Raw genomic sequence first — 21,833 nt, 5'->3', positions numbered from 1 at the left:
GCCCCTTTGGGGCTAATCTGAAAATCAAAGCCTCCGTTTTCAACGGAGGTTGTTTGCTATAATACCACATTTACTAAATAGTAAAAGCAGAACAGTGTGCATTTTTTCACCTACTTTTTTACGAAGAGTAGAAAAAGCTCTTGTCATCTGACGTTCAACGGCCTTTGTAGAGACTTTTAAATATTGCGCAATTTCTATGTTTGTTAAACCTTCTTGCTTACTCAATAAAAACATTTCCTTACATTTCGGGGGCAAAGCTTGAATTTCTTGTTTTACTAAAGCAATTAAATTTGCCATATCAGTAGAATTATCTTCTTCTACAATAGCATTTAATTTTCTATTATAATGTTCTTCTACCGAGGTTAATGTCATTTTTTTTCGGTATTGATCGATGAACTCATTATAAACAGACCGATACAAAAAGCCCTTAATAGAGAATTTGGTATTCAATTTATCTCTCTGTTCCCAAAGTTTTAAAAACACATTCTGAACTATATCTTCTGCTAAAAATATATCGCGTGAAAGGCTTCCAGCATATACACAGAGCTCATGATGGTAAGCATTAACAAGATAATTATAAGCCTCTTGATTCCCTTTTTTAAGTTTTTTTAAAAACTCTATGTCATTCGAATTGCTGATTTTCAACACCTTGAGAGATTAAAGAATTACTATAGACATGGTAAAGGTAAAAAATATTTTATCAACAGGAGTGGGGTATTTAAAAAAGCATACGTTTTTAAATAAGAAACATATGTCTAAATATGAATAAAGAAATAGAAAAAAAAATAGTTAAATTCTTAACTAATTGTGCTAATGAAGAAGATTTGAATGAATTAGCCAATTGGCTTAAAACTAAAGATAATACTCAGTTATTTGATCATTATATAGAGACAAATTACGCTTTAGATATGAATATGAACAAATTTGATAGTAGAGGAGTTAAGAACGCCTTAAAGGGTAAGATTAAACAGGATAAAAATGTATTTTACCAATACAAAATTTTTAAAGCCTTCAAATATGCTGCAACAGCCGCAATAATTTTTGGAATGGGATTTTTCTTAAGAGATAGCATATTTAAATCATCAACTGAAACAACCCCAATAATAGTCAATACTACTAATACTATTGAACCAGGCACGGATAAAGCAACTTTAACTTTAGAAGATGGTTCAACAGTTACATTAGAAAAAGGGGAGTCATTTCAAATGCAGAATGTTAATAGTAATGGCGAAGAGATAGTATATAGAAAGGATAAACAAAAAACAGCAGAACTTGTTTATAATTATTTAACTATTCCAAGAGGGGGGCAGTTTTATTTAGTGCTCTCAGATGGAACGAAAGTTTGGTTAAACTCTGAATCTCAGTTAAAATATCCGGTAAACTTCGTTGAAGGTGAAAAACGTCAGGTAGAGCTGGTATATGGTGAAGCCTATTTTGATGTAACTCCTAGTTCAGAGAATAATGGAGCTAAATTTATAGTCCTTAACAAATCTCAAGAGGTAGAAGTATTAGGTACAGAGTTTAACATTAAGGCTTATAAAGACGAGGCTAACATTTTTACAACATTAGTTGAAGGAAAGGTTGCTGTAAAATATGAAGCGGGAAGGCAAAACTTAGTGCCAAATCAACAATTAACTTATGATACTCAAGCTAAAATTACTTCGATAAAAAATGTTGATGTTTATAATGAAACCTCATGGAAAGATGGTGTCTTTAGTTTTGAAAGAAAACCATTGAAGGATATTATGAAGGTTTTGTCCAGATGGTATGATGTTGACATAATCTTTGATAGCCAATCATTAGAAGAAGTTAAGTTTTTTGGAAATTTAGAAAAAGATCAAAATATACAGGAAATATTAGAGACTATTAAAAGATTTAAAACAATTGAAGCCTATGAAATAACTGGAAAAACGATAATATTAAAATAAGAAAATATCAAAATGAAAAGGGTACGAAGTTAAACATTTCGAGGTGTCACAAACTTCGCCCCTTTATTACGTATTAATTAATGTATAACTAACTAACACTATGCAAATTTATGAAAATTAAATTTATTGATGTCCGTTCACTCATCCGAAAGCGGTTACTAATCCTTATTATGAGAACATTTATCTTTTTACTCTGTACTACTTTTTTTGGGTTTAATTCAATTGAGGGTTTAGCTCAAGAAAAAGTAATCATTAATACAGATAAAGAAGTTTCTGTTCATCAAGTCTTTAGAATTATTAAAAAACAAACTAAGTATAGGTTTTTATACCCCGAAAGCTTATTTATTGATGCTCCAAAAGTGCAATTAAAAAAAGGAGTCATAGAGTTATCTAAACTCTTGAAACAAGCGCTTTCAGGTAGTAATGTTAAATTTGAACTTTCTAAGGGCAATACTATTGTTATAGAGGAGGAAAGCTCATTCAAAAAAAGTAACAAGAAGCAACAGATAAAGGTCTCGGGGGCAGTTATGGGTATAAATGGTCAACCCCTGCCTGGAGCTAATATTTTAGAAAAAGGTACTACCAATGGTATTCAGACCGATTTTGATGGTAAATTTTCATTGACTGTTAGTAGTGAAGAATCTATACTAGTAATCTCTTACATTGGTTTTGTGACTAAAGAAGTTATAGCAGCTAATGAGCCTATCACAGTTACTTTGGTTGAGGATGCTGCAGAATTAGAGGAGATAGTGGTTATTGGCTATGGTTCACAAAAAAAGACCACGGTAACAGATGCTGTTTCTACGGTAAAGATGAATGAGGTATTAGGAAATAGACCTATTTCAGATGTTAGAGTTGCTTTACAGGCAACGGCACCTGGGCTTCAAATAACATCTAATTCTGGTCAACCAGGTGCTCAAGGTTTAGGAGTTCAACTTAGAGGTTTTCCTTCAATTAATGGTGGTGGCTCTTTAATACTTCAAGACAATGTTCCTGTTAATTTTTCAGATATTAATCCGCAAGATATAGAAACAATAACAGTGCTTAAAGATGCATCTGCAAGTGCTATTTATGGTGCTAGAGCTGCTTTTGGAGTAGTTTTAATTACCACTAAAAAACCCACTAAAAAGCAAAAAGTTAAGTTTGATTATTCTTCAACCTTAAGCGTAAATACTGCTCATGAACTGGTAGAAAAGGCTTCTACTTATCAGTTTGTTAAAGCCATGAATGATTTTGGACAGCAGTCTTATTGGACTGGTCAGTTAATTCCTGAGTGGCTTGGCTTTTTGGAAGATTACAGTACAAACCCAAGTGCCTATCCAGATGGAATAGCCATTGATGCTACAGGGCGTAATTATCCCTTAAGAGATACTGATATTATAGGTTCATGGATGGGAAATACTGGCTGGTCACAATTTCACAATTTTAGTTTTAGTGGAGGTTCAGAAAAAACAACGTTTCGGGTTTCTGCTGGTTATAGTGACGAAGATGGTATATTGGTAACAGATAACGATAGTTATAAAAAAATTACATTGAATGCTTTTTTACAAACAGATTTGACTAAAAACTTAACAACGAGCACCAATGTATTATATACTAATTCAGATAGAAATAGAACAAGAGGTAGTTACGGAAGGTCTATAGACTATGTTCCTTTTGCTTTTGAAGGTTTGCATTTCTTTAATGATGGAAGATCACTACCGTATTTAACCCCAGAAAATCAAGAACGCTATGAACCCGCTGATAATCAGTTAATAGATAATATTAGATTCTTTCAAAAATTTGTATATAATCCCATAAAAGATCTCAAATTAACAGGTGAGTATACTTTCGAAAAAAGAAACGTAGATGATTATGGATCGAATATACAGCAAGATTACATCCACCCTGTTTCTTTGGCCTTTTTTGAAGGAGATCCATTATTAACAGCTTATAGTAAAAATAATTTTAAATCGATTAGAAATTCTATAAATGTGTTTGCTAATTATGATAAGAAAATTGGCAAACATAATTTTGGTGCTACTGTTGGACTTAATAGAGAAGTGTACGATGCTGAAGGCTTTAACATACGTAGAACGAATTTAATAAGTACGGGTTTGCCATCAATATCTGGTGCAACAGGAGAAATAACAGGAGGAGACAGCTTTTCTAATTGGGCTGTTTTAGGATACTTTGGAAGAATAACTTATAACTATAAAGAAAAGTATTTATTAAAACTAAGTGGCAGATATGATGGTTCCTCAAGATTCCGTGAAGGAAACCGATTTGGGTGGTTTCCATCACTTTCAGCTGGATGGGTAGTGAGTAATGAAAAATTTATGAATAATATAAATTTTTTAAGTCAACTAAAACTAAGAGCAACTATTGGAGAGATTGGAAATCAAAATACAAATGGACTTTATCCTTATTTGCCATTGATGGATCCGTATAGGGTAGATTGGTTAAATGAAGATTCAGGTGTACGATATGTTTCTGTTGGTTCACCAAATTTGGTTAGTCAAGGTTTTACATGGGAAACTGTGCAGTCAAAAGGAATTGGTATAGACCTAGCTCTTTTTAATAATAAGTTAACCGCATCTTTTGATTTTTTTGAAAGAAATACATTAGACATGATTAGGTCTGGAGCTCAATTGCCAGCAGTTTTAGGCACAAATGCACCTACCGAGAATGCTGCCGATTTACAAACAAGAGGCTGGGAATTTGAAATGAAATGGAGGCAAAACGTAGGTGATTTTTCATATAATATAGGGTTTAATTTATGGGATAACCAAACTAAAATAACAAAATTTGACAATCCAGGATTTCTCTTAAATGATTTTTATGTTGGAAGAAAAATAGGTGAAATTTGGGGCTATGCTACCGACGGCTATTATACCGTTGATGATTTTGAGCCAGGGACTTTAAGTGCTACCTTAGAAAATGGAACACTTAAAGAGGGAGTTGTTTCTATTCAAGGAGTGCAAGTAAATCCAGGAGATATTAAATATAAAGATTTAAATGGAGATGGTATAATCAATTCGGGAAACAATACATTGATAACTGAATTAGATGAAAATGGTGAAATGGTACCTAATACAGGCCCAGGTGATAGAAAAATAATAGGAAATAGTTCAAGACGTTTTCAGTTTGGAATAATAGGAGGGGCTTCTTATAAAAATTTTGACTTATCATTTGTACTGAATGGTGTTGGTAAAAGAGAAGTGTGGCAAAATTCTGGAGTTATATTCCCTTTCCAAGGGCAGTTTAATACAATATTTAAGCACCAGTTGGATTACTGGACACCAGATAATACTAATGCTTATTTTCCACGAATTTATGAAAACGGAAATTATGGTAAATCCAGACGTACCCAAACCAAGTATCTGTTAGATGGCTCTTATCTAAGAATTAAAAACATAGCTTTAGGTTACAGTTTGCCAAATAATGTTCTTGAAAAGATAAAAATCGACAAACTAAGGTTGTTTATCTCTGGTGAGAACCTATTTACTTTTGATAACTTACCTAAAGGTGTAAATACCGAACTTCAAAATAAAGGAGGTGGGGCTTCATATCCATTTTTAAGGAGCTATAATTTCGGAATTAATTTAAGTTTTTAATTTAAAAAAAGATCAAATGAAAAGAATATCAAATATATTAATTGGTGCTTTGTTATTTTTTGTTGCAGTTTGCTGTGATGAGGAAATATTAAATCAGTTACCAGAAGATAGTTTTGTAGAAGAGACCATATTTACTACCGATTCTAACTTTGAAACTTATGCATGGGGATTTTATGAGTGGTTTCCAAAATATAGTACTGGGGGCTTTGGTTCAGAGTTTGCTGGTGACCTAATGAGTAACAAGAACATAAATGTTGGTAACGGAAATTCTTGGCTGTGGCAAAATATAACCATACCGGCTTCTTCTAGTGATTGGAATACCCCGTATAGTAGAATTAGGCGCGTAAACTTGATGTTAAATAATATTGATAGTAGTGAACTAACCGAAGCGCAAAAAGCACATTGGACAAGTGTTGGTTATTTTTTCCGTGCTATGCAACATTTTGAATTACTTTCTAAATACGGGGCAATAATTTATGTAGATAAGTTGCTTACAGAAAATGATGAAGATATTTTAAAAGGTCCAAGAACATCTAGAGAAGTTGTTGCTCAAAATATTTTAAACGATTTAGAATTTGCAGAAGATAATATAAGGTCTAATGGAAATGGTATTAATACTGTCAATACAGATGTGGTACGTGCGTTTATATCAAGATTTGGTTTGTTTGAAGGCACTTGGCGCAAATATCATGGTATTTCTGGAGGAGAAGAATTTTTACAAGCATCAGCAGACGCCAGTGCAAAATTGATTGCTTCACATCCAAACTTGCACCCTAGTTATGATGAGGTTTTTAATTCCCAATCTTTAGCAGGGGTAAATGGAATTCTTTTGCATAAAAGTTATGCTTTGGACCAAACGGTACATCGTGTGTCCAGTTTTTTAAAAAACTCTGCAGGCTATTGGGATATGACTAAAAAAGCTGTAGATCAGTACTTGTGTATTGACGGGCAAACAAGATGGACAAGTCCTTTGTTTGATGGTGATTCAAATCCCTATGATGAGTTTAGAAATCGAGATCGTAGACTTTATTTTACAACAACTCCTCCATTTAAAGTTAACACAAATGTACCAGGGCAAGACCCACTTAAATCGTTTGAATGGGAGTTTACTTCTAACCCTGCTGATCGTGAGTATATAGATTTAATGGCTTCTTTGTCTGACAAAGATCATAAAGTATTGCCAACAGAAAACTGGAATACTTTTATTATTATTGAAGAACCTCATTTTAGACGCGACGATAATGGACAACCTTTTAGTGTAACTTCCACTGGTTACCGTTGTACCAAATATTATAATAATTTTAACCGTGGCTCACAGCATAACGATTTAACCAATTCTCCTATCTTCAGAATGGGAGAGATTTTATTAAATTATGCAGAGGCAAAATTTGAATTGGGACAGTTCACCCAAGAAATAGCAGATATAACCATTAATAAACTAAGAGACAGAGGGCAAGTAGCACATTTAAATGTAGGCAATGTTTTTAACGATCCAACAAGAGATACAGATGTTGCTCCAGTTTTATGGGAAATAAGGCGGGAACGTGCAGTTGAGTTAATGATGGAGAATTTTAGATTTAATGATTTAAGACGTTGGAAAAAATTACATGTCTATGGTGCTGAAGAAAAATTAGGGCGTTATGTGTTTAATTCAGAGCATGGAGGTAATTTGCCTATAAAGAATGGAGCGTCAGAGGGTTATATAGCTCATATAGGAGAGCCTCCAGGTGTACCAATGCATTATTATTTATACCCTATACCTTCTGAAGAACGTGTGTTAAATCCGCAACTTGATCAAAACCCTGGTTGGGAAGATTAAGAACATTATAGGTTTAATTGTAATTTTTTGAAAATAAAAACATATAAAATGAAAACATCTAATAAATATATCTATATATTATTTGCTATATTAATTTCGGTTTTTTATAGCTGTGATTCGGATAGCTTTTCTTCACCTTCCAATCAAAAAGTCCCTTCAATAACTTTTACTACAGACCCAGGAACTTATATTGCTCCCGGTGTACAAGTTACCTTTAATGATAATTCAACAAATACTCCTACATCGTGGCAATGGGATATGCCTGGTGCTACACCTAATACAAGTAACCAACAAAACCCTTCAGTTGTTTATGAAAATGAAGGTGTTTTCTCTGTAACCTTAACAGCAACAAATGCTTACGGAAGCACTCAAATTGTTTACGAAAACTACATTGAAATTTCTGTTTTAGCTATACCTGAGGATGTACTGTTAAATTTTGAAAACAATCTAACAAACGAAGGATCGGCATTTATTAATGCATCATTAGATCCTATAAGTACAGGTACAGAACTATATGGCACTAGCTTCGATAATAGTGGCTCGTATGTGTTCGATGGAACAAACCCTTTACATATAGATGGGTTTAAAGGTATTACAGGATCTACACCTAGGACTATTGCTTTATGGTTAAAAGCAGATCCGGGTGTAACTATTGGAGGTGCTGGTTTTGGGCTAGTTAGTTGGGGTGCAAGTGGTACTGGGACTCGATACTCTTTTAAAGAGCAACCTAACGGGGTATTGAGAATTGAGTGGCAAGGTGGCGGACTTAATGGTACTATTCCAGTAAACGATAATAACTGGCATCATGTTGCAGTAACATGGGATGAAACTACAATAAGATTATATGTCGATGGTGTTTTAGATACCACTTCAAATCCCACAATTATAAATACAGATGGAAGCCTTAACGTTGAAATAGGAACTTATAGGCAAAACGCAAGTTTTAATTTTGTAGGGGAAATGGACAATGTTATTATTGATGATGTAGCATATACGCCAGAAAAGATTAAATCCATCTTTGAAGGGAACTAACAACCATAAGGTTGTTTAAACATAAAAACAACAGTTATTATGCTAAAGGTACTTGAATTTAAGAGTACAAATACTTTTGTATGCCTTTAGCATGATAATTAAATATATAGGAGCATATAATTAACTAATAAATACTAAATTATGAAACTAAAAATTACTTTTTCAATTACAGCAGTTGTCTTGTTCACTGCAATGACCCTTTATTCTCAAACTGTAGATTCAAGTGCTTTTTTGCATATGAAATTCGAAAATAATTTAACTGCTGCATCTACAGAATCGATGGTTCCTGTATTTACAAGAGCCGATGCTGGGGCAGGAGTTTATGTTACAGGTAACACAGGATTTGGGCAAGCCTATGATGCCACCGACAATGCATCTGGAACACAAATAACCTCCGATATAGATTTCTATATTTCAGGATCAAATCCAAGAACACTATGTGCCTGGATTAAAGGTACCGAAGATTCACAAAAAACTATAATCTCTATGGGACCCAATACTTCAACTAATAGGTTTACGATGAAATTATTAAACGGAACTTTAAGAGCTGAAATAAATGGTGGGGGAACAAATTCACATACAGAGGACAATAATGGAACTGCGCTTGCACTTGGAGATAATAATTGGCATCACTTGGCTATTGTTTACCCTGGAGGAAATTTAACAGCTGTTCAATTTTATGTTGATGGTGTAGCAGTTGCCAATACAAACGGCTCCACAGCAACACCAAACACAATAGCAGCTACATTTCAAGTTGGACATAGATCTGGGGCAGAGCATTATACAGGTCTTTTAGATGATATTAGGGTTTATGCCAGTGCATTGACTTCAAATGAAATAACAAGTGTAATGAACGGCAATACTTTGGGGGCTAAAAATGTGGCTTTCAAAGCTAACGAACTAAAAGCATACCCAACATCAGTAATCGATGTTTTAAACCTAAAAACTACAGTTTCAGAAAAATTAAGTGTTACGGTACATAATATGTTGGGTAAGACAGTAGTACGCTCTTATGGAAATCAAGTAGATATGGCTAGTTTAGCTACTGGGGTATATATAGTTAAAGTAAGTGGTGGGAATAAAGTAGCTACGCTTAAAGTGGTTAAAAGATAGTTTAGAAAGACATATTAAAGCCGGTATAAATATTTTTATATCGGTTTTTTTTTAAGTATGGTATCCCAGAAGAAGGACCATTAAAATTATTTTAATATTATTTATTATGAAAAAGATTAATTTGAGTATTGTATTGTTATTTATAATGGTACTATGGTACGGTTCTTTAAATAGCCAGATAAAAAAATATACACCTTATGATAATATTCCTTCTATAAACAGTTTGGAGAAACCAAGTTATAGAGATGATTATCCAGACTGGGGAAAAATGCTTTATCAATATCCAGTAAACTACTACACGATAGTTAATAAGTTTGAACTTTATTTAGTGCAAAACCCTAATGTTAAAAATGACATAATTCGTTACTTTAAAATTTGGAAACGTGAGGTAGAACCTTTTGTATTGTTTGACGGTACTATCAAGATTCCAGATTTCAAGAAGTTGTTTGAAGACGATAAAACCGTACTACAAAAGTCGAGTAAGTCACAAAAATCAGTTTTGGTAGATAATTCTAACTGGACGTTTTGGGGTCCAAAAGAAACGCTTTATCGAAATGAGGGATCTAATTCAAATGCAGGTACAACTGCACCTTGGCAGGTTAACGTATATTCATTAGATGTTGCTACAACAAATAATAATATTTTATATTGTGGTACAGAAACAGGTTTTATAAATAAAAGTATCGATAATGGTTTAACTTGGGAATTGTGTGCTCCAGATTATAAATTTGGTGGTGGAATAACAGCTATTGCTATAGACCCTACTAATGAGAATATTGTATATGCTGCTGCCAATGGCAGGATTCATAAAACGATAGACGGCGGTGTTAATTGGAGTGCATCAGCTTTTATTTCAGTATCAAAATTAGTTATAGATCAAAACAATCCTACCAAGATTTTTGCAGCATCAAACATTGGTGTTTTTGTAAGCAATGATGCTGGAGCCAATTGGGCTGCTACACATACTAATGAAACATGGGATATTGCCATAAAGCCAGATAATTCATCAGTAATTTATGGTATTTCAGTAAGTGCAGGCGATTTTGTATTTGTTGTTTCAACAGATGGTGGTGCAACTTTTAATCCAGATCCAAACTTTCCTAATAATTTAGAAGAATCCAATGGAGGGCTTTTAGCGGTAACACCTGATAACCCTAATATTGTGTATCTGTCCATGCTTTCTAAAGACAGCAATGCAGGAACTAATTTCCCTTTAATATATAAAGGCACAAACAATTCCGGGATTTTCACATGGACGCTCTTAAAACAAGGATATATTAGAGATGGTAATTCTGGCCTGCAAGGTGGAGAAATGTCAAATGGGCAAGGTTTTTATGATTTTGTGCTAGAAGTAGCTCCAGATAATGAAAACATAATTTTTTGGGGCACAACATCCTTTTTTAAGTCAACCGATGGCGGGATCAATTATACCAAAATTGGTGGTTATGGAGGAAGCTTTGCAATACATCCAGATATACAAGATATTAAAGCGTTAGGTAATGGGAAGATTTGGGTATCAACCGATGGCGGTATGAACTATTCGACTGATTATTTTACAAATATTTCGAATTTTACTCCAAGTGTACAAGGATTACAAGGGTCAGATATGTGGGGATTTGATCAGGATTGGAATGATGATGTAATTGTAGGTGGAAGATATCATAACGGGAATACAGCACTTTCAGACACATATAATAATAAAGCTTTAAGGCTAGGAGGTGCAGAGTCAGCCACAGGTTGGATAGTGCATGGTAGAGAAAGACAGGCCGCTTTTAATGATATAAATAAAGATAAAACAACATCAATACCTGCTACTATAAGCGAAGTAGTAGCCAACGGAAAATACTCGTTTACAAAATTACCCAATAAGGTAACCAATGGGCAAAGGCGTAGTAACCTTTTAGAACACCCTAATTACCATTCGGTTTTGTTTGTGGGAGAAGGAAATGGGATATGGAAAAGTAATGATATGGGAGCCAGCTGGAACCTGTTAAATAGTTTCGGAAGCACAGTTAGGTTTATGGAAATAAGCCATAAAAACCCAGATGTTATGTATGTGGATGTAGATGGGTTTGGCTTATATAAAACAGAAGATGGAGGAGGCACTTGGGTTAGTAAATCGGCAGGGTTATTAAGCGCAGGCGCAACATCTGGGTGGTATGGAAGACTACATTTTGTTATCTCTCCCTACGATGAAAATACAGTATACCTATGTACACAAAAAACAGCATCTATCCCAGGTAAGATATTGAAAACAACCGATGGAGGAAACACATGGAACGATTGGTCCGGTACAATATCAACATCAAAGTACACCAAGGTTTTAGCCATACAGCCAACAAGTACAGGTCAGGATTTGGTTTATGTGTTTATTTCGGCAAATAACTCTTTTTCTAGTTCAATTGGTGAAGTTTTTTACAGAAAGGATGGTATGGCAGATTGGGATGCTCATAGTAATGTTAGCGATTACCCAACTAACATGAAACTTATTTATGCCCAACCATTTTATAGAGACGGTAAGATACGTGTAGCTGGAAACAATGGTGTGTGGGAGTCACCTTTGGTTGAGCAAGACTTTACACCTCCATATATTACACCATGGGTTGACAAACCAGTATTTAATGATTGTTCAGAGGAGGTGCACTTAGATGACCATTCCATTATGAACCATAATGGGATAACCTCTTGGGAATGGATAGTAACACCAACACCTTTAAGTATAAATAATCCTAACGCCCGTAACCCAATAGTTGTACCAGGAGCACCAGGACTATACAATGTAACCCTAAATGTAACAAAAAATGGACAGCTATATTCTAAGACAATAAATAATATGTTTGAAGTTACAGGGTGTATACCAACAGTAGATTGTAATGCTCCAGAGGAACAAGTAAGCTATCAATTTGACGGTAATATAGAAAATTCAGGTTTGCAGGGATCTGGTGCTAACTTAGCACTTGACAGTTATACTGGTAATACTGGTAGTGTTGCCTATGTCACGGGAAATCTAGGGCAAGCCTATAATTTTGATGGAACAAACACTTTAATAACAAATGAATGGACAGGTATTGAAGGAGATGCAGCAAGAACCGTTACAGCTTGGATTAAAATACCTGCAAATGATGGATTACATCATGGCATTTTTAATATGGGTGTTGCTAGTAATAGCCAAAGATATACCCTTAAGCTTAATAACGAAAGTAAGCTAAGAATAGAAATTAATGGTGGTGGATTTCATGGCACAACCATTTTACCTGTAAATACTTGGGTTCATGTTGCTGTTACCATGCCTGATGGCGGGAATTTAGGAGACAATATTTTGTATCTAAATGGTGAAGTAGAAGCTACAAGTTCGAGCACAACTATTATAAATACAATTGCGGCCAATGTGCTAATTGGATCTCAAGGCGGGTTGTCTAATCCAGTATTTCCTTTTGTAGGACAGATAGACGATTTACGTGTATATCCTTGTCATCTTACTAAAGAACAGATCGTTAAAATAATGAATAGACAATCGTTAGGTATAAATGATGTGAAAGTGAAAAACCTAAAGGCGTTTCCGGTTCCAACAGAAGGTTACGTAGACATAGCTGTTCCATCAAGAAGTAAGCTAGACTATGAAGTGTACTCTATTCAAGGGCAGATAGTGAAAAAAGGTGTTATTAAAAATGCTTTCCGTTCACATACTTTCAATTTAAGTTTGTTACCTACTGGGATGTATCTAATACAAATGAAAGATGAAAATGGCACTAAATATAGAGCTAAGGTTATAAAAAAATAAATTAATTTTAGTTTGAAAATGAGTTAGCAATGTAATTTGTTTTTTAAGCTAAGGTTTTTATAAAAACGTAGAGGTTAATATGAACTATAAAGAATTATCAATTTTTGTTATACTATATGTTTTAATTCTAGGATTAAATGCGCAAAATGGTAATAAGGATTATTCAGATAGCCCAATATCTAACAATGGACCTAATATTATTTTAATAAATGTTGATGATTTAGGTTATGGCGATTTAGGTGATTTTTGGCAAAATCAACGCATTTCAGCAAAAAAAATGACAACCCCTAGATTGGATGCTATGGCTAACGAAGGGGCTATGTTAACACATCATTATGCAGCAGCTCCTGTATGTGCTCCATCTAGAGCATCTCTGTTGGCCGGATTGCATCAAGGGCATACCAATATCAGGAACAATCAGTTTGATAAACCCTTAAATAATGGGCTTAATATGGCGCAATTGCTTTCACTGTCTGGTTACAGAACCATGCATGTTGGTAAGGCAGGACTTGCTGGTGGTCGGGGGTCATCAGAACCAGATCCAGCTACCTTACCTGCGCACCCGTTAAAACGAGGGTTTGATCAGTTTTATGGATATTTATACCATATCCAGGGACATCAACATTATCCACAGGATGGAACGACTGCCCAAAGAGCATATTTTGTAGATGGTTATTCCATGATAATGGAAAATACCGGTTTAACATACTCTACAGATGTATTCACTGCAAAATCTAAGGATTGGATTGTTACCCATGAAAACACTAGACCAGAACAACCTTTTTTCCTTTACTTGGCTTATGATGCGCCCCATGCAACTTTGCAAGTACCAACACAAGCTTATCCTGCAGGAGGTGGTTTGTCTGGAGGACTTCAATGGACTGGAGCTAATAATGCAGTAACACCATGGGTTAATACAGCTTCTGGAACAAGAGATTCATACATTCATTCAGATTATGATGGTTTAAGTTGGAATGAAACCGAAAAAAGACATGCCACCATGATTAGAAGGATTGATGATGCGGTAGGAGATCTTATACAGTTATTAAAAGATTTGAATATTGATGATAACACTTTAATTGTTTTTACATCAGATAATGGACCGCACCATGAAAATGGTAGCGGAGGAACATTCACCCAAAATCCACAATCATTTCAATCTTATGGCAACATGAATGGAACTAAACGTGATTTGTGGGAAGCTGGAGTAAAGGTACCAACCATTTGTCGATTTCCAAACACGATTCCTTCCAATTCAGTAGTTACTTTCCCTTCTGGTCATTGGGATTGGTTAGCAACTTTTGCTGATTTGGCTAATGTGCCTATTCCAGCTTATACAGATGGAGTTTCTGTATTTCCTTCTTTAAAGCAGGACAATAATAATCAAATTGATAAAGGCTACACTTACCATGAATACTATTTTAATGGAAATACTAAAAGTTACTCAGATTTTGAGCCTTCAAAACGTAATAGGGTAAGAAGACAAATGCAGGTAATTAGAATGGGGAATTATAAAGGAGTTCGATACAATATTACGAGCCATAATACCCCTTTCGAAATATATGATGTTGTTTTAGACGAAAGAGAAAGCACTAATTTGGCAAGTACTATGCCTGAATTGGAACAAAAAATGCGTGATAAGGTATTGCAGGTAAGAAAAAGAGAAAGTTCCGCATCACGCCCTTATGATAGTGAGTTTATACCTTCGGTTGAAGTATCTGGCTTAATCAGTGGTTTAATAAAAAAGAGGTATTCAGGAAATTATAATTGGGTTCCCAATTTTGAGTATTTGTTACCAACAGATAACAGTGTCGTTTCTGGGTTAGATTTAGTTTTAGAAGGAAATTCATCGGAAATAGGGCTATACTATAAAGGTTATATTAAAATTCCTTCAGATGGTCTGTATACATTTTATAACCAGTCAGAATCTAATAGTCATATCATGCTTCATGATATTCACCTTATCGATAATGATTTTAACTACACAAGCAATGAACTGTCTGAAACGATATATTTAAAATCTGGTTTTCATCCTATTAGAATTTTTTATCAACAAAGTAAACAAGCTACCCCAAATATGACATTAAAATTATCGGGACCTGGCATGGCAAAAACTGATATACCCGACAATATGTTTTATATAGACAGCACTTTAGAGGCAAAAGAGTTGCTATTTAACTATAATGTAAGTTTTTTTATTAACCCAGTTGACGATATATTAAAAATTAAAATTCAAAGACCAATTACAATAAATTATAAAGTAAGTATGTTTTCAGCTTTAGGAAAACAGGTTTTAGATTACAATACTGTTGCTTTATTAAATAAGGATAAAGATGTTATTGATATTCCAACTAATAATTTAAAATCTGGTATATATTTTTTAAAGGTTACATTTGATAATAATAAAAGTATAGTGAAAAAAGTAGTGAAAAAATAATCTATTGAAGAGTGGTAAGTATGCCATTGTAAAGGACATTAAAAGATATTTCAGAAGAACATGAGATATTAAAAAAGGTGGTGAGCATCTTTTAGGTCATTGTTTATTATTTTCAATTAAGGTATTCTTGAATGCTTTGCATTTCCAAGAGCGACAAGTAAAATTTAGATTTATAAAAGTTTTTAAGGATAGTTTTGATAGCTACGGAGCACTAAGAATAAAAAAGGCATTAGAAAATCTAGGACATTATGTCTCTAGAACTAGTGTAGCTAGACTGATAAAGACCAATGGGTTATTTGTTAGAAGAAATCGTATGTTTAAGACAACTACCGACAGTAGCCATAACTATCCAATTGCTCCAAATATCTTAAATCGAAATTTTTAAGTATTAAATCAAATATAGTTATCAGATATTGCCTATATAGAAACCGAACAAGGCTTGGATGTATTTAACTGTTATTATTGATTTGTACAATCGAAAAATAGTTGGATGGTCTATGGGTGATAATTTAATAACATAAGACATCATTATTGCTGCTTGAGATATGGCTGCTAAATCTACTGTGATTGCGCAGGAACTAATCTTTCACTCTGATAGAGGATCTCAATATGCCAGTGATGCTTTTACCGATATCATCAAAAGTCATGAAGGTTTAGTTATACAAAGCATGAGTAGAAAGGGCAATTGTTAGGATAATACTATTGCTGAATTACTCTTTAAAAGCTTAAAACTGAATGGGTATATAAAAATAAATATAATTATAGGTCTCAAGCAGAATTATCAATCTTTTCTTGGATTGAAACTTGGTACAATAAAAGGAGGATACACTCAACTTTAGGGTATAAAACTATTAACGAATTTGAAACAGAAATGTATAACCAAAACGTAGCAGCTTAAATCTTGCAATTAATTGTCCACTTTTTTGTTACAAGTCCAAGCTATTTGTTGTATATAATCAAAAAACCCAAGAATCAATATCTTGGGTTTTTCTTTGTTTACCTTGTAGCGAGAGGGGGGCACGATCCCCCGACCTCCGGGTTATGAATCCGACGCTCTAACCAACTGAGCTACCTCGCCATAATTTAAGGCTGCAAATATAAAAACAATATTGTTGTCAACAAACTTTTAATCGTGTAAAATATTATTAAAAATTACTGTAAAACTTATCAATTAATGTATATATTGAGCATCATAAATTTTACAGCACTTATGGACGATAAAATTAAATTTGAAATTGAATTTCCAATACACGCATCACCGCAATTATTGTATCAATATATCTCTACACCATCAGGTTTGTCAGAGTGGTTTTCAGATAATGTAAACTCTCGAGGTGAGTTATTTACTTTTATTTGGGATGACAGTGAAGAGCAAGCAAAATTATTAAGTAAAAAAAGCGGAGAACGCGTTAAATTTAGATGGCTTAATGATGAAGATGATACAACTTCGTATTTCGAAATTAGAATTCAAGTAGATGAAATTACTAAAGATGTATCCTTAATGATAACCGATTTTGCTGAAGATGATGAAGTTGACGAGTCTAAAATGCTTTGGGAAAATCAAATTTCTAGTTTAAAGCAAGTATTAGGTTCTGCTTAATTAAATAAGACATAAATCAATTATATTTGTCCCACTTTTAATTCAAATGAAAGTGGGGTTTTTTATGATAAATTTTAACGAACAAATTTTAGAATCAGATTCTAAATTATCTATATATAGTAGAGGTTTTAATTATGGCGACGCCCTTTTTGAAACTATTAAAACATCTTATGGAAAATTACTTTTTTGGGAAGACCATTATTTTAGGTTAATGGCATCGATGCGTATTATGCGCATGGAAATCCCAATGAATTTTACCATGGAATTTCTTGAAGAACAAATTCAAAAAACATTAGAGGCAAATAAATTACAACAAGCATCAGCCCGTGTTAAATTAATGGTGCAAAGAAACGAAGGAGGCTTGTATTTACCAGACACCAATACAGTTGATTTTATTATAATTACTCAAGCTATTCAAGAAGACTTTTATCTTCTTAAAGAAGACTTTTACGAAGTCGATTTGTTTAAAGATTATTATGTGTCGCCTACATTATTATCTACTTTAAAAACAAATAACAAAGCCCTTAATGTGGTTGGAAGTATTTATGCCAAAGAAAACAACTTACATAATTGTTTGCTTTTAAACACCAATAAGCACGTTATTGAAGCATTAAACGGAAATGTTTTTGTGGTAAAGGATAACGTGATAAAAACACCTCCAATGGCTGATGGTTGTTTAAAAGGCATCATGAGAAAGCAACTTATTGATATTATAAAAACAATTACTGAATATGAGTTGATTGAAGCCTCCATATCGCCGTTCGAGCTTCAAAAAGCCGACGAAATTTTTATAACAAATGTTATCGTGGGTATTCAGCCCGTAGCAAAATACAGAAAGAAAACATTTAAAAACGAAGTCTCTAAAATGCTATTGCAAAAATTGAATGTAAAAATAAGATTAGGTAGCACGAATTAAACCTTTGTAGCCTGTACTGGTTTTTTTTTGGAAATTTAGTATCAATTGTAATTCGGGTTTTCCGGGGCATTGGACCAAATACTGTATTCGCCACCAAACTCAAGCATTTTTTCTTTCCAAAACGATTCGTAATTTTTCTCAATAATATATTCTTTGTAAATATTACTAGTAACAACCCACGAGTTTGCTTTTAACTCTTCATCCAACTGATTGGTTTCCCAACCAGAATATCCAAGAAAAAAACGAATATCGCTTTCTTTTATTGAGCCATTTGCTATAAGTTCTGCTACTTTATTAAAATCGCCTCCCCAATAAATGCCTAAAGAAATTTCAATACTTTCAGGTATTAAATCCGGTACCTTATGAATAAAATATAGGTTATCTTGCTCAACAGGGCCACCATTGTAAACTTTAAATTCTGCCTCAACTTCGGGTACTAAATCACTAATGGTATACTCTAGAGGTTTATTTAGTATAAAACCTATTGAACCTTCATGCGAATGATCTGCCAATAAAACTATAGAACGGTTAAAAGAAACATCACCTATTATGGCAGGTTCTGCGATTAACAAGTTACCTTTTTTCGGTTTAGTTGAAATCATTTTTTTGAGGAATTAGTAACTAAATCTAATATTTATTTATTAAAAATGCAACTGTTTGGGTATAATCAACAAAAAATGCCTTCATTTATGAAGGCACTTAAAGAATATAATTAGGAGTAAATATTAGTTTACTGCACTTGATAAATCTGATCCAGCTTTAAACTTTACTACGTTTTTAGCTTTGATTTTGATAGTTGCTCCTGTTTGAGGATTTCTTCCTTCTCTTGCAGCTCTTTTAGAAACTGACCAAGATCCGAATCCTACTAAAGAAACTCTGTTACCTTTTTGTAAAGCTCCTTCAATTTCAATAATTGCGCATTCTAAAGCTTTTTTTGCAGCAGCTTTAGTAATTCCTGCGTGTTCTGCCATTGCGTCGATTAAATCTGTTTTGTTCATAATATAAAATTTAATTATTAATAAATTGGTTAAACATTTTTGTTAAATCCTCTACAAATTTATACGGATTATACAACCACGCAAGTAATAGCAAGGGAAATACCTTCTATTGTTGATAACTTAATGCTTTTGTTAATAAAGATCATGCGTTTTATCGATGTTTTTAAAATATGAGTGAGAATAAGGGTTTAGAGCATTTTGGCATTGGCGTGAAAAGCATACCCATTTAAAAGCGATTTTACATCCATTGCTCGCTTTCCAGGAAGCTTAATTTCTTGTATAATTATGTAACCATTTGTAACTGCAACTTTTAATTCTTTTTTATTAGAAATAATAGTTCCTGTTTTTAAAGTATGAGTCATTATTTCTTTTTCTGCAGCATAAATTTTTATATCTAACTCGTCTTCACCATTTATTAAAGTACACCAAGCTGCTGGATACGGACTTAAACCTCTAATTAAGTTATAGATGTTATCCATGGAGTTATTCCAATTAATTTTACAATTGTCTTTATTTAACTTATGCGCTGTTTTAATATGGCTGGAATCAACTTGAGGTACCGTTTTTACATTACCTTTTTCAATTAAAGCAACGGTGTTTAAAACTAGACCGCTACCAATACTCATCAATTTATCATGTAAACTCCCAGCATTTTCATCTTCATCAATATCAATTTCTTCTTGAAGAATCATTTCGCCCGTATCAATTTTTTCGTCAATAAAAAATGTTGAAACCCCAGTTTCTGTTTCACCATTAATAATAGCCCAATTAATTGGCGCTGCACCACGGTAATTTGGTAACAAGGAAGCATGTAAGTTAAACGTACCATATTCTGGCATTTGCCAAACTACTTTTGGTAACATTCTAAAAGCTACGACTATTTGAAGATTAGCTTTTAATGTTTTTAATGCATCTATAAAATCTTCGTTTTTTAAATTGGTAGGTTGCAAAATGTTTAATCCAACAGATTTGGCATATTGCTTTACCGCACTTTCATTTAATTTACGTCCACGACCTGCAGGTTTATCTGGTGCTGTTATAACGCCAACAATATTATAGTTGTTTTCAACTAAAGCCTTTAATGTAGCCACCGCAAAATCTGGTGTGCCCATAAAAACAATTCTTAATTTTTTCATTTATTTCTTTATTATTTAAAATTTGTGCGTTCCCCTGCGGGTCGGGCTATCCATTACAATCTTTTTGCTCGTGCCTCACAAAAAGGATTTCCATTACTATCCCTAACGCGTGTGTTTGCTAACTTCTGTTTTTAAATTAGAATATTTTATTTTTGGAGAGGTTCGTTTAACGGTTATGTATAAGAATAGTGCGGTTTTTTGTGCAATGATTTTCCGAAGGAAAATCAGATGTAACAAAAATGCACGACTCATTGATAAAGCACTAAACTACTCATTATTTTTATACAATGTTGTAGCCAGTACTTTACTTCGTATATTTTATTTTATCATATTTTTCGTCTTTCCAATAGAAGATTAATGATGTTGTCAACAATATTAACACACTCAATATTTTATATATTAAAAAGTTGTTTTCCATTATAAAAAAACCTTGAAAGTAATCGTTTTCTGTTGCTAAATTTAATCCAGACATTACTTTAACTGCTCCACTCATATCTGACCTAACTGTAATTATTGAAGATAAAACAATTAATAAAACTAATATTTTAATATTATTTAACTTATTTAAAAATGAGTTCCCTCTTTTTAAATGATAATATAAAACTGAAAAGAAAGAAATCGAAATAGATACTAATAGAATTGCAGATATCACTTTAAACATTGTACTATTAAGACTTAATTTTTGAGTTAAAATCAAGGTATATAGTAAGAGTAATTTACTTAACGCAATAAATGCTATATAAATCAAAGCACCTTTTAAATAAGGAATTGCCTTATTGATAAAAGAAAAATGATTATTTACTTTATCAAATTCTAAACAGATGTCATCGATTTTTCCAATTCTTTTTCTTGCAATAAGAAATGATTCTTCTTTGTCTAATCCTTTAGATTTTAAATCGTTGATTAAATCTAATAAATGACTTTCCAATTCTTCAATATTATCTGTCGTCATATTAGATTTTTTCGACAATTCAGATTTCCAGATCTCTATACTCTCCTTTAGGTTAAAGTTGGTTCTATTTTCCATAATTTTGATATAATTTGATTGATAATTGTCCAGTTTTCTTTTTCTGATATAAGTTCTTTTTTTCCTTTAGTACTTATTTTATAGTATTTTCTCTTTTTCCCAGATTCTCCAATTTTCCAGTAAGATTCAATGAGATCTTTTTTTTCTAATTTGTGTAAAACTGGATATAAAGTTCCATCTCCATATTCTATTTTTCCATTAGATATTTCTTTTACGCTTTGGATTATTTCATAACCATAAGATTCGTTTTTTGAAAGTATTGATAAAATAATAGGTATGGTAGAAGCTCCGATTAATTCTTTAGATAGTTTTTCCATATAATATTCTTATAAAAAACAAATATACATAGAAGTTCGATGTATAAAAATAAAATCCTAAGTTTTTTTCGTATTGGTTACAATGATTTTCGGATATAAACTGTCTGCTAATATGTTTTATAACCGTGTTACT

At 33.1% G+C, this 21,833-nt stretch carries 15 protein-coding genes, 1 tRNA gene and 1 pseudogene; 10 read left to right on the top strand and 7 right to left on the bottom strand.

Features of this window, described 5'->3' with window-relative positions; translation table 11 throughout:
- Nucleotides 1-39: 39 nt before the first annotated feature.
- A complete protein-coding gene (locus tag AADI82_RS05205; protein ID WP_341215393.1) occupies nucleotides 40-648 on the bottom strand; it encodes an RNA polymerase sigma-70 factor in 609 nt (202 codons plus the stop codon).
- A 113-nt stretch (nucleotides 649-761) separates the two neighbouring features.
- On the opposite strand from AADI82_RS05205, the gene AADI82_RS05200 reads away from it, so the two are divergent.
- The 8 genes and pseudogenes from AADI82_RS05200 to AADI82_RS05165 all read left to right on the top strand — a co-directional run.
- Nucleotides 762-1,928, top strand: a complete 1,167-nt coding sequence (locus tag AADI82_RS05200) for a FecR domain-containing protein (RefSeq protein WP_341215392.1) — start codon at nucleotides 762-764, stop codon at nucleotides 1,926-1,928.
- A gap of 110 nt (nucleotides 1,929-2,038) precedes the next feature.
- Nucleotides 2,039-5,524, top strand: coding sequence for a TonB-dependent receptor (locus tag AADI82_RS05195; RefSeq protein WP_341215391.1), 3,486 nt, complete (start codon nucleotides 2,039-2,041; stop codon nucleotides 5,522-5,524).
- A 16-nt stretch (nucleotides 5,525-5,540) separates the two neighbouring features.
- Nucleotides 5,541-7,343, top strand: a complete 1,803-nt coding sequence (locus tag AADI82_RS05190; RefSeq protein WP_341215390.1) for a RagB/SusD family nutrient uptake outer membrane protein — start codon at nucleotides 5,541-5,543, stop codon at nucleotides 7,341-7,343.
- Nucleotides 7,344-7,391: 48 nt separating this feature from the next.
- The gene (locus tag AADI82_RS05185; protein WP_341215389.1) at nucleotides 7,392-8,375 is read left to right on the top strand and encodes a LamG-like jellyroll fold domain-containing protein; all 984 of its coding nucleotides are present in this window, start codon (nucleotides 7,392-7,394) and stop codon (nucleotides 8,373-8,375) included.
- Nucleotides 8,376-8,516: 141 nt separating this feature from the next.
- Nucleotides 8,517-9,488: a LamG-like jellyroll fold domain-containing protein gene (locus AADI82_RS05180; RefSeq protein ID WP_341215388.1), complete on the top strand. Its 972-nt coding sequence runs from the start codon at nucleotides 8,517-8,519 to the stop codon at nucleotides 9,486-9,488.
- A 106-nt stretch (nucleotides 9,489-9,594) separates the two neighbouring features.
- Nucleotides 9,595-13,269: a LamG-like jellyroll fold domain-containing protein gene (locus AADI82_RS05175; RefSeq protein ID WP_341215387.1), complete on the top strand. Its 3,675-nt coding sequence runs from the start codon at nucleotides 9,595-9,597 to the stop codon at nucleotides 13,267-13,269.
- Between the two features lie 79 nt (nucleotides 13,270-13,348).
- Nucleotides 13,349-15,706, top strand: a complete 2,358-nt coding sequence (locus tag AADI82_RS05170; protein WP_341215386.1) for a sulfatase-like hydrolase/transferase — start codon at nucleotides 13,349-13,351, stop codon at nucleotides 15,704-15,706.
- A 172-nt stretch (nucleotides 15,707-15,878) separates the two neighbouring features.
- Nucleotides 15,879-16,604, top strand: a pseudogene (locus AADI82_RS05165) (IS3 family transposase); the annotation flags it as partial.
- 106 nt (nucleotides 16,605-16,710) lie between these two features.
- Here AADI82_RS05165 and AADI82_RS05160 read toward each other — a convergent pair.
- Nucleotides 16,711-16,784, bottom strand: a tRNA-Met gene (locus AADI82_RS05160).
- 132 nt (nucleotides 16,785-16,916) lie between these two features.
- Between AADI82_RS05160 and AADI82_RS05155 the strand changes: the two genes are divergently transcribed.
- The gene (locus AADI82_RS05155; protein ID WP_341215385.1) at nucleotides 16,917-17,306 is read left to right on the top strand and encodes an START-like domain-containing protein; all 390 of its coding nucleotides are present in this window, start codon (nucleotides 16,917-16,919) and stop codon (nucleotides 17,304-17,306) included.
- 64 nt (nucleotides 17,307-17,370) lie between these two features.
- Nucleotides 17,371-18,222 (top strand): aminotransferase class IV, encoded by an 852-nt coding sequence (locus tag AADI82_RS05150; RefSeq protein WP_341215384.1) that lies wholly within the window; start codon nucleotides 17,371-17,373, stop codon nucleotides 18,220-18,222.
- Between the two features lie 41 nt (nucleotides 18,223-18,263).
- Here AADI82_RS05150 and AADI82_RS05145 read toward each other — a convergent pair whose 3' ends face one another.
- The 5 genes from AADI82_RS05145 to AADI82_RS05125 form a co-directional block, all read right to left on the bottom strand.
- Nucleotides 18,264-18,824: a YqgE/AlgH family protein gene (locus AADI82_RS05145; protein WP_341215383.1), complete on the bottom strand. Its 561-nt coding sequence runs from the start codon at nucleotides 18,822-18,824 to the stop codon at nucleotides 18,264-18,266.
- Between the two features lie 123 nt (nucleotides 18,825-18,947).
- Nucleotides 18,948-19,220 carry an HU family DNA-binding protein gene (locus AADI82_RS05140; protein WP_034040429.1) on the bottom strand — a complete coding sequence of 91 codons (273 nt, stop codon included), beginning with the start codon at nucleotides 19,218-19,220 and terminating at the stop codon, nucleotides 18,948-18,950.
- Between the two features lie 188 nt (nucleotides 19,221-19,408).
- Complete coding sequence (gene fmt, locus AADI82_RS05135) at nucleotides 19,409-20,356, bottom strand: methionyl-tRNA formyltransferase (protein WP_341215382.1); 948 nt, start codon at nucleotides 20,354-20,356, stop codon at nucleotides 19,409-19,411.
- Nucleotides 20,357-20,660: 304 nt separating this feature from the next.
- On the bottom strand, nucleotides 20,661-21,383 hold the full coding sequence (locus AADI82_RS05130; protein ID WP_341215381.1) for a permease prefix domain 1-containing protein: 723 nt from the start codon (nucleotides 21,381-21,383) through the stop codon (nucleotides 20,661-20,663).
- On the bottom strand, nucleotides 21,356-21,700 hold the full coding sequence (locus AADI82_RS05125) for a PadR family transcriptional regulator (protein ID WP_341215380.1): 345 nt from the start codon (nucleotides 21,698-21,700) through the stop codon (nucleotides 21,356-21,358). The genes AADI82_RS05130 and AADI82_RS05125 overlap by 28 nt, the downstream gene beginning before the upstream one ends.
- Nucleotides 21,701-21,833 lie beyond the last annotated feature (133 nt).

This window comes from uncultured Wocania sp. (assembly GCF_964021735.1).
GTDB lineage: Bacteria > Bacteroidota > Bacteroidia > Flavobacteriales > Flavobacteriaceae > Wocania_A.
Note: the sequence above shows the minus strand (reverse complement) of the source record. Positions and strands in the feature narration are given on the sequence as shown.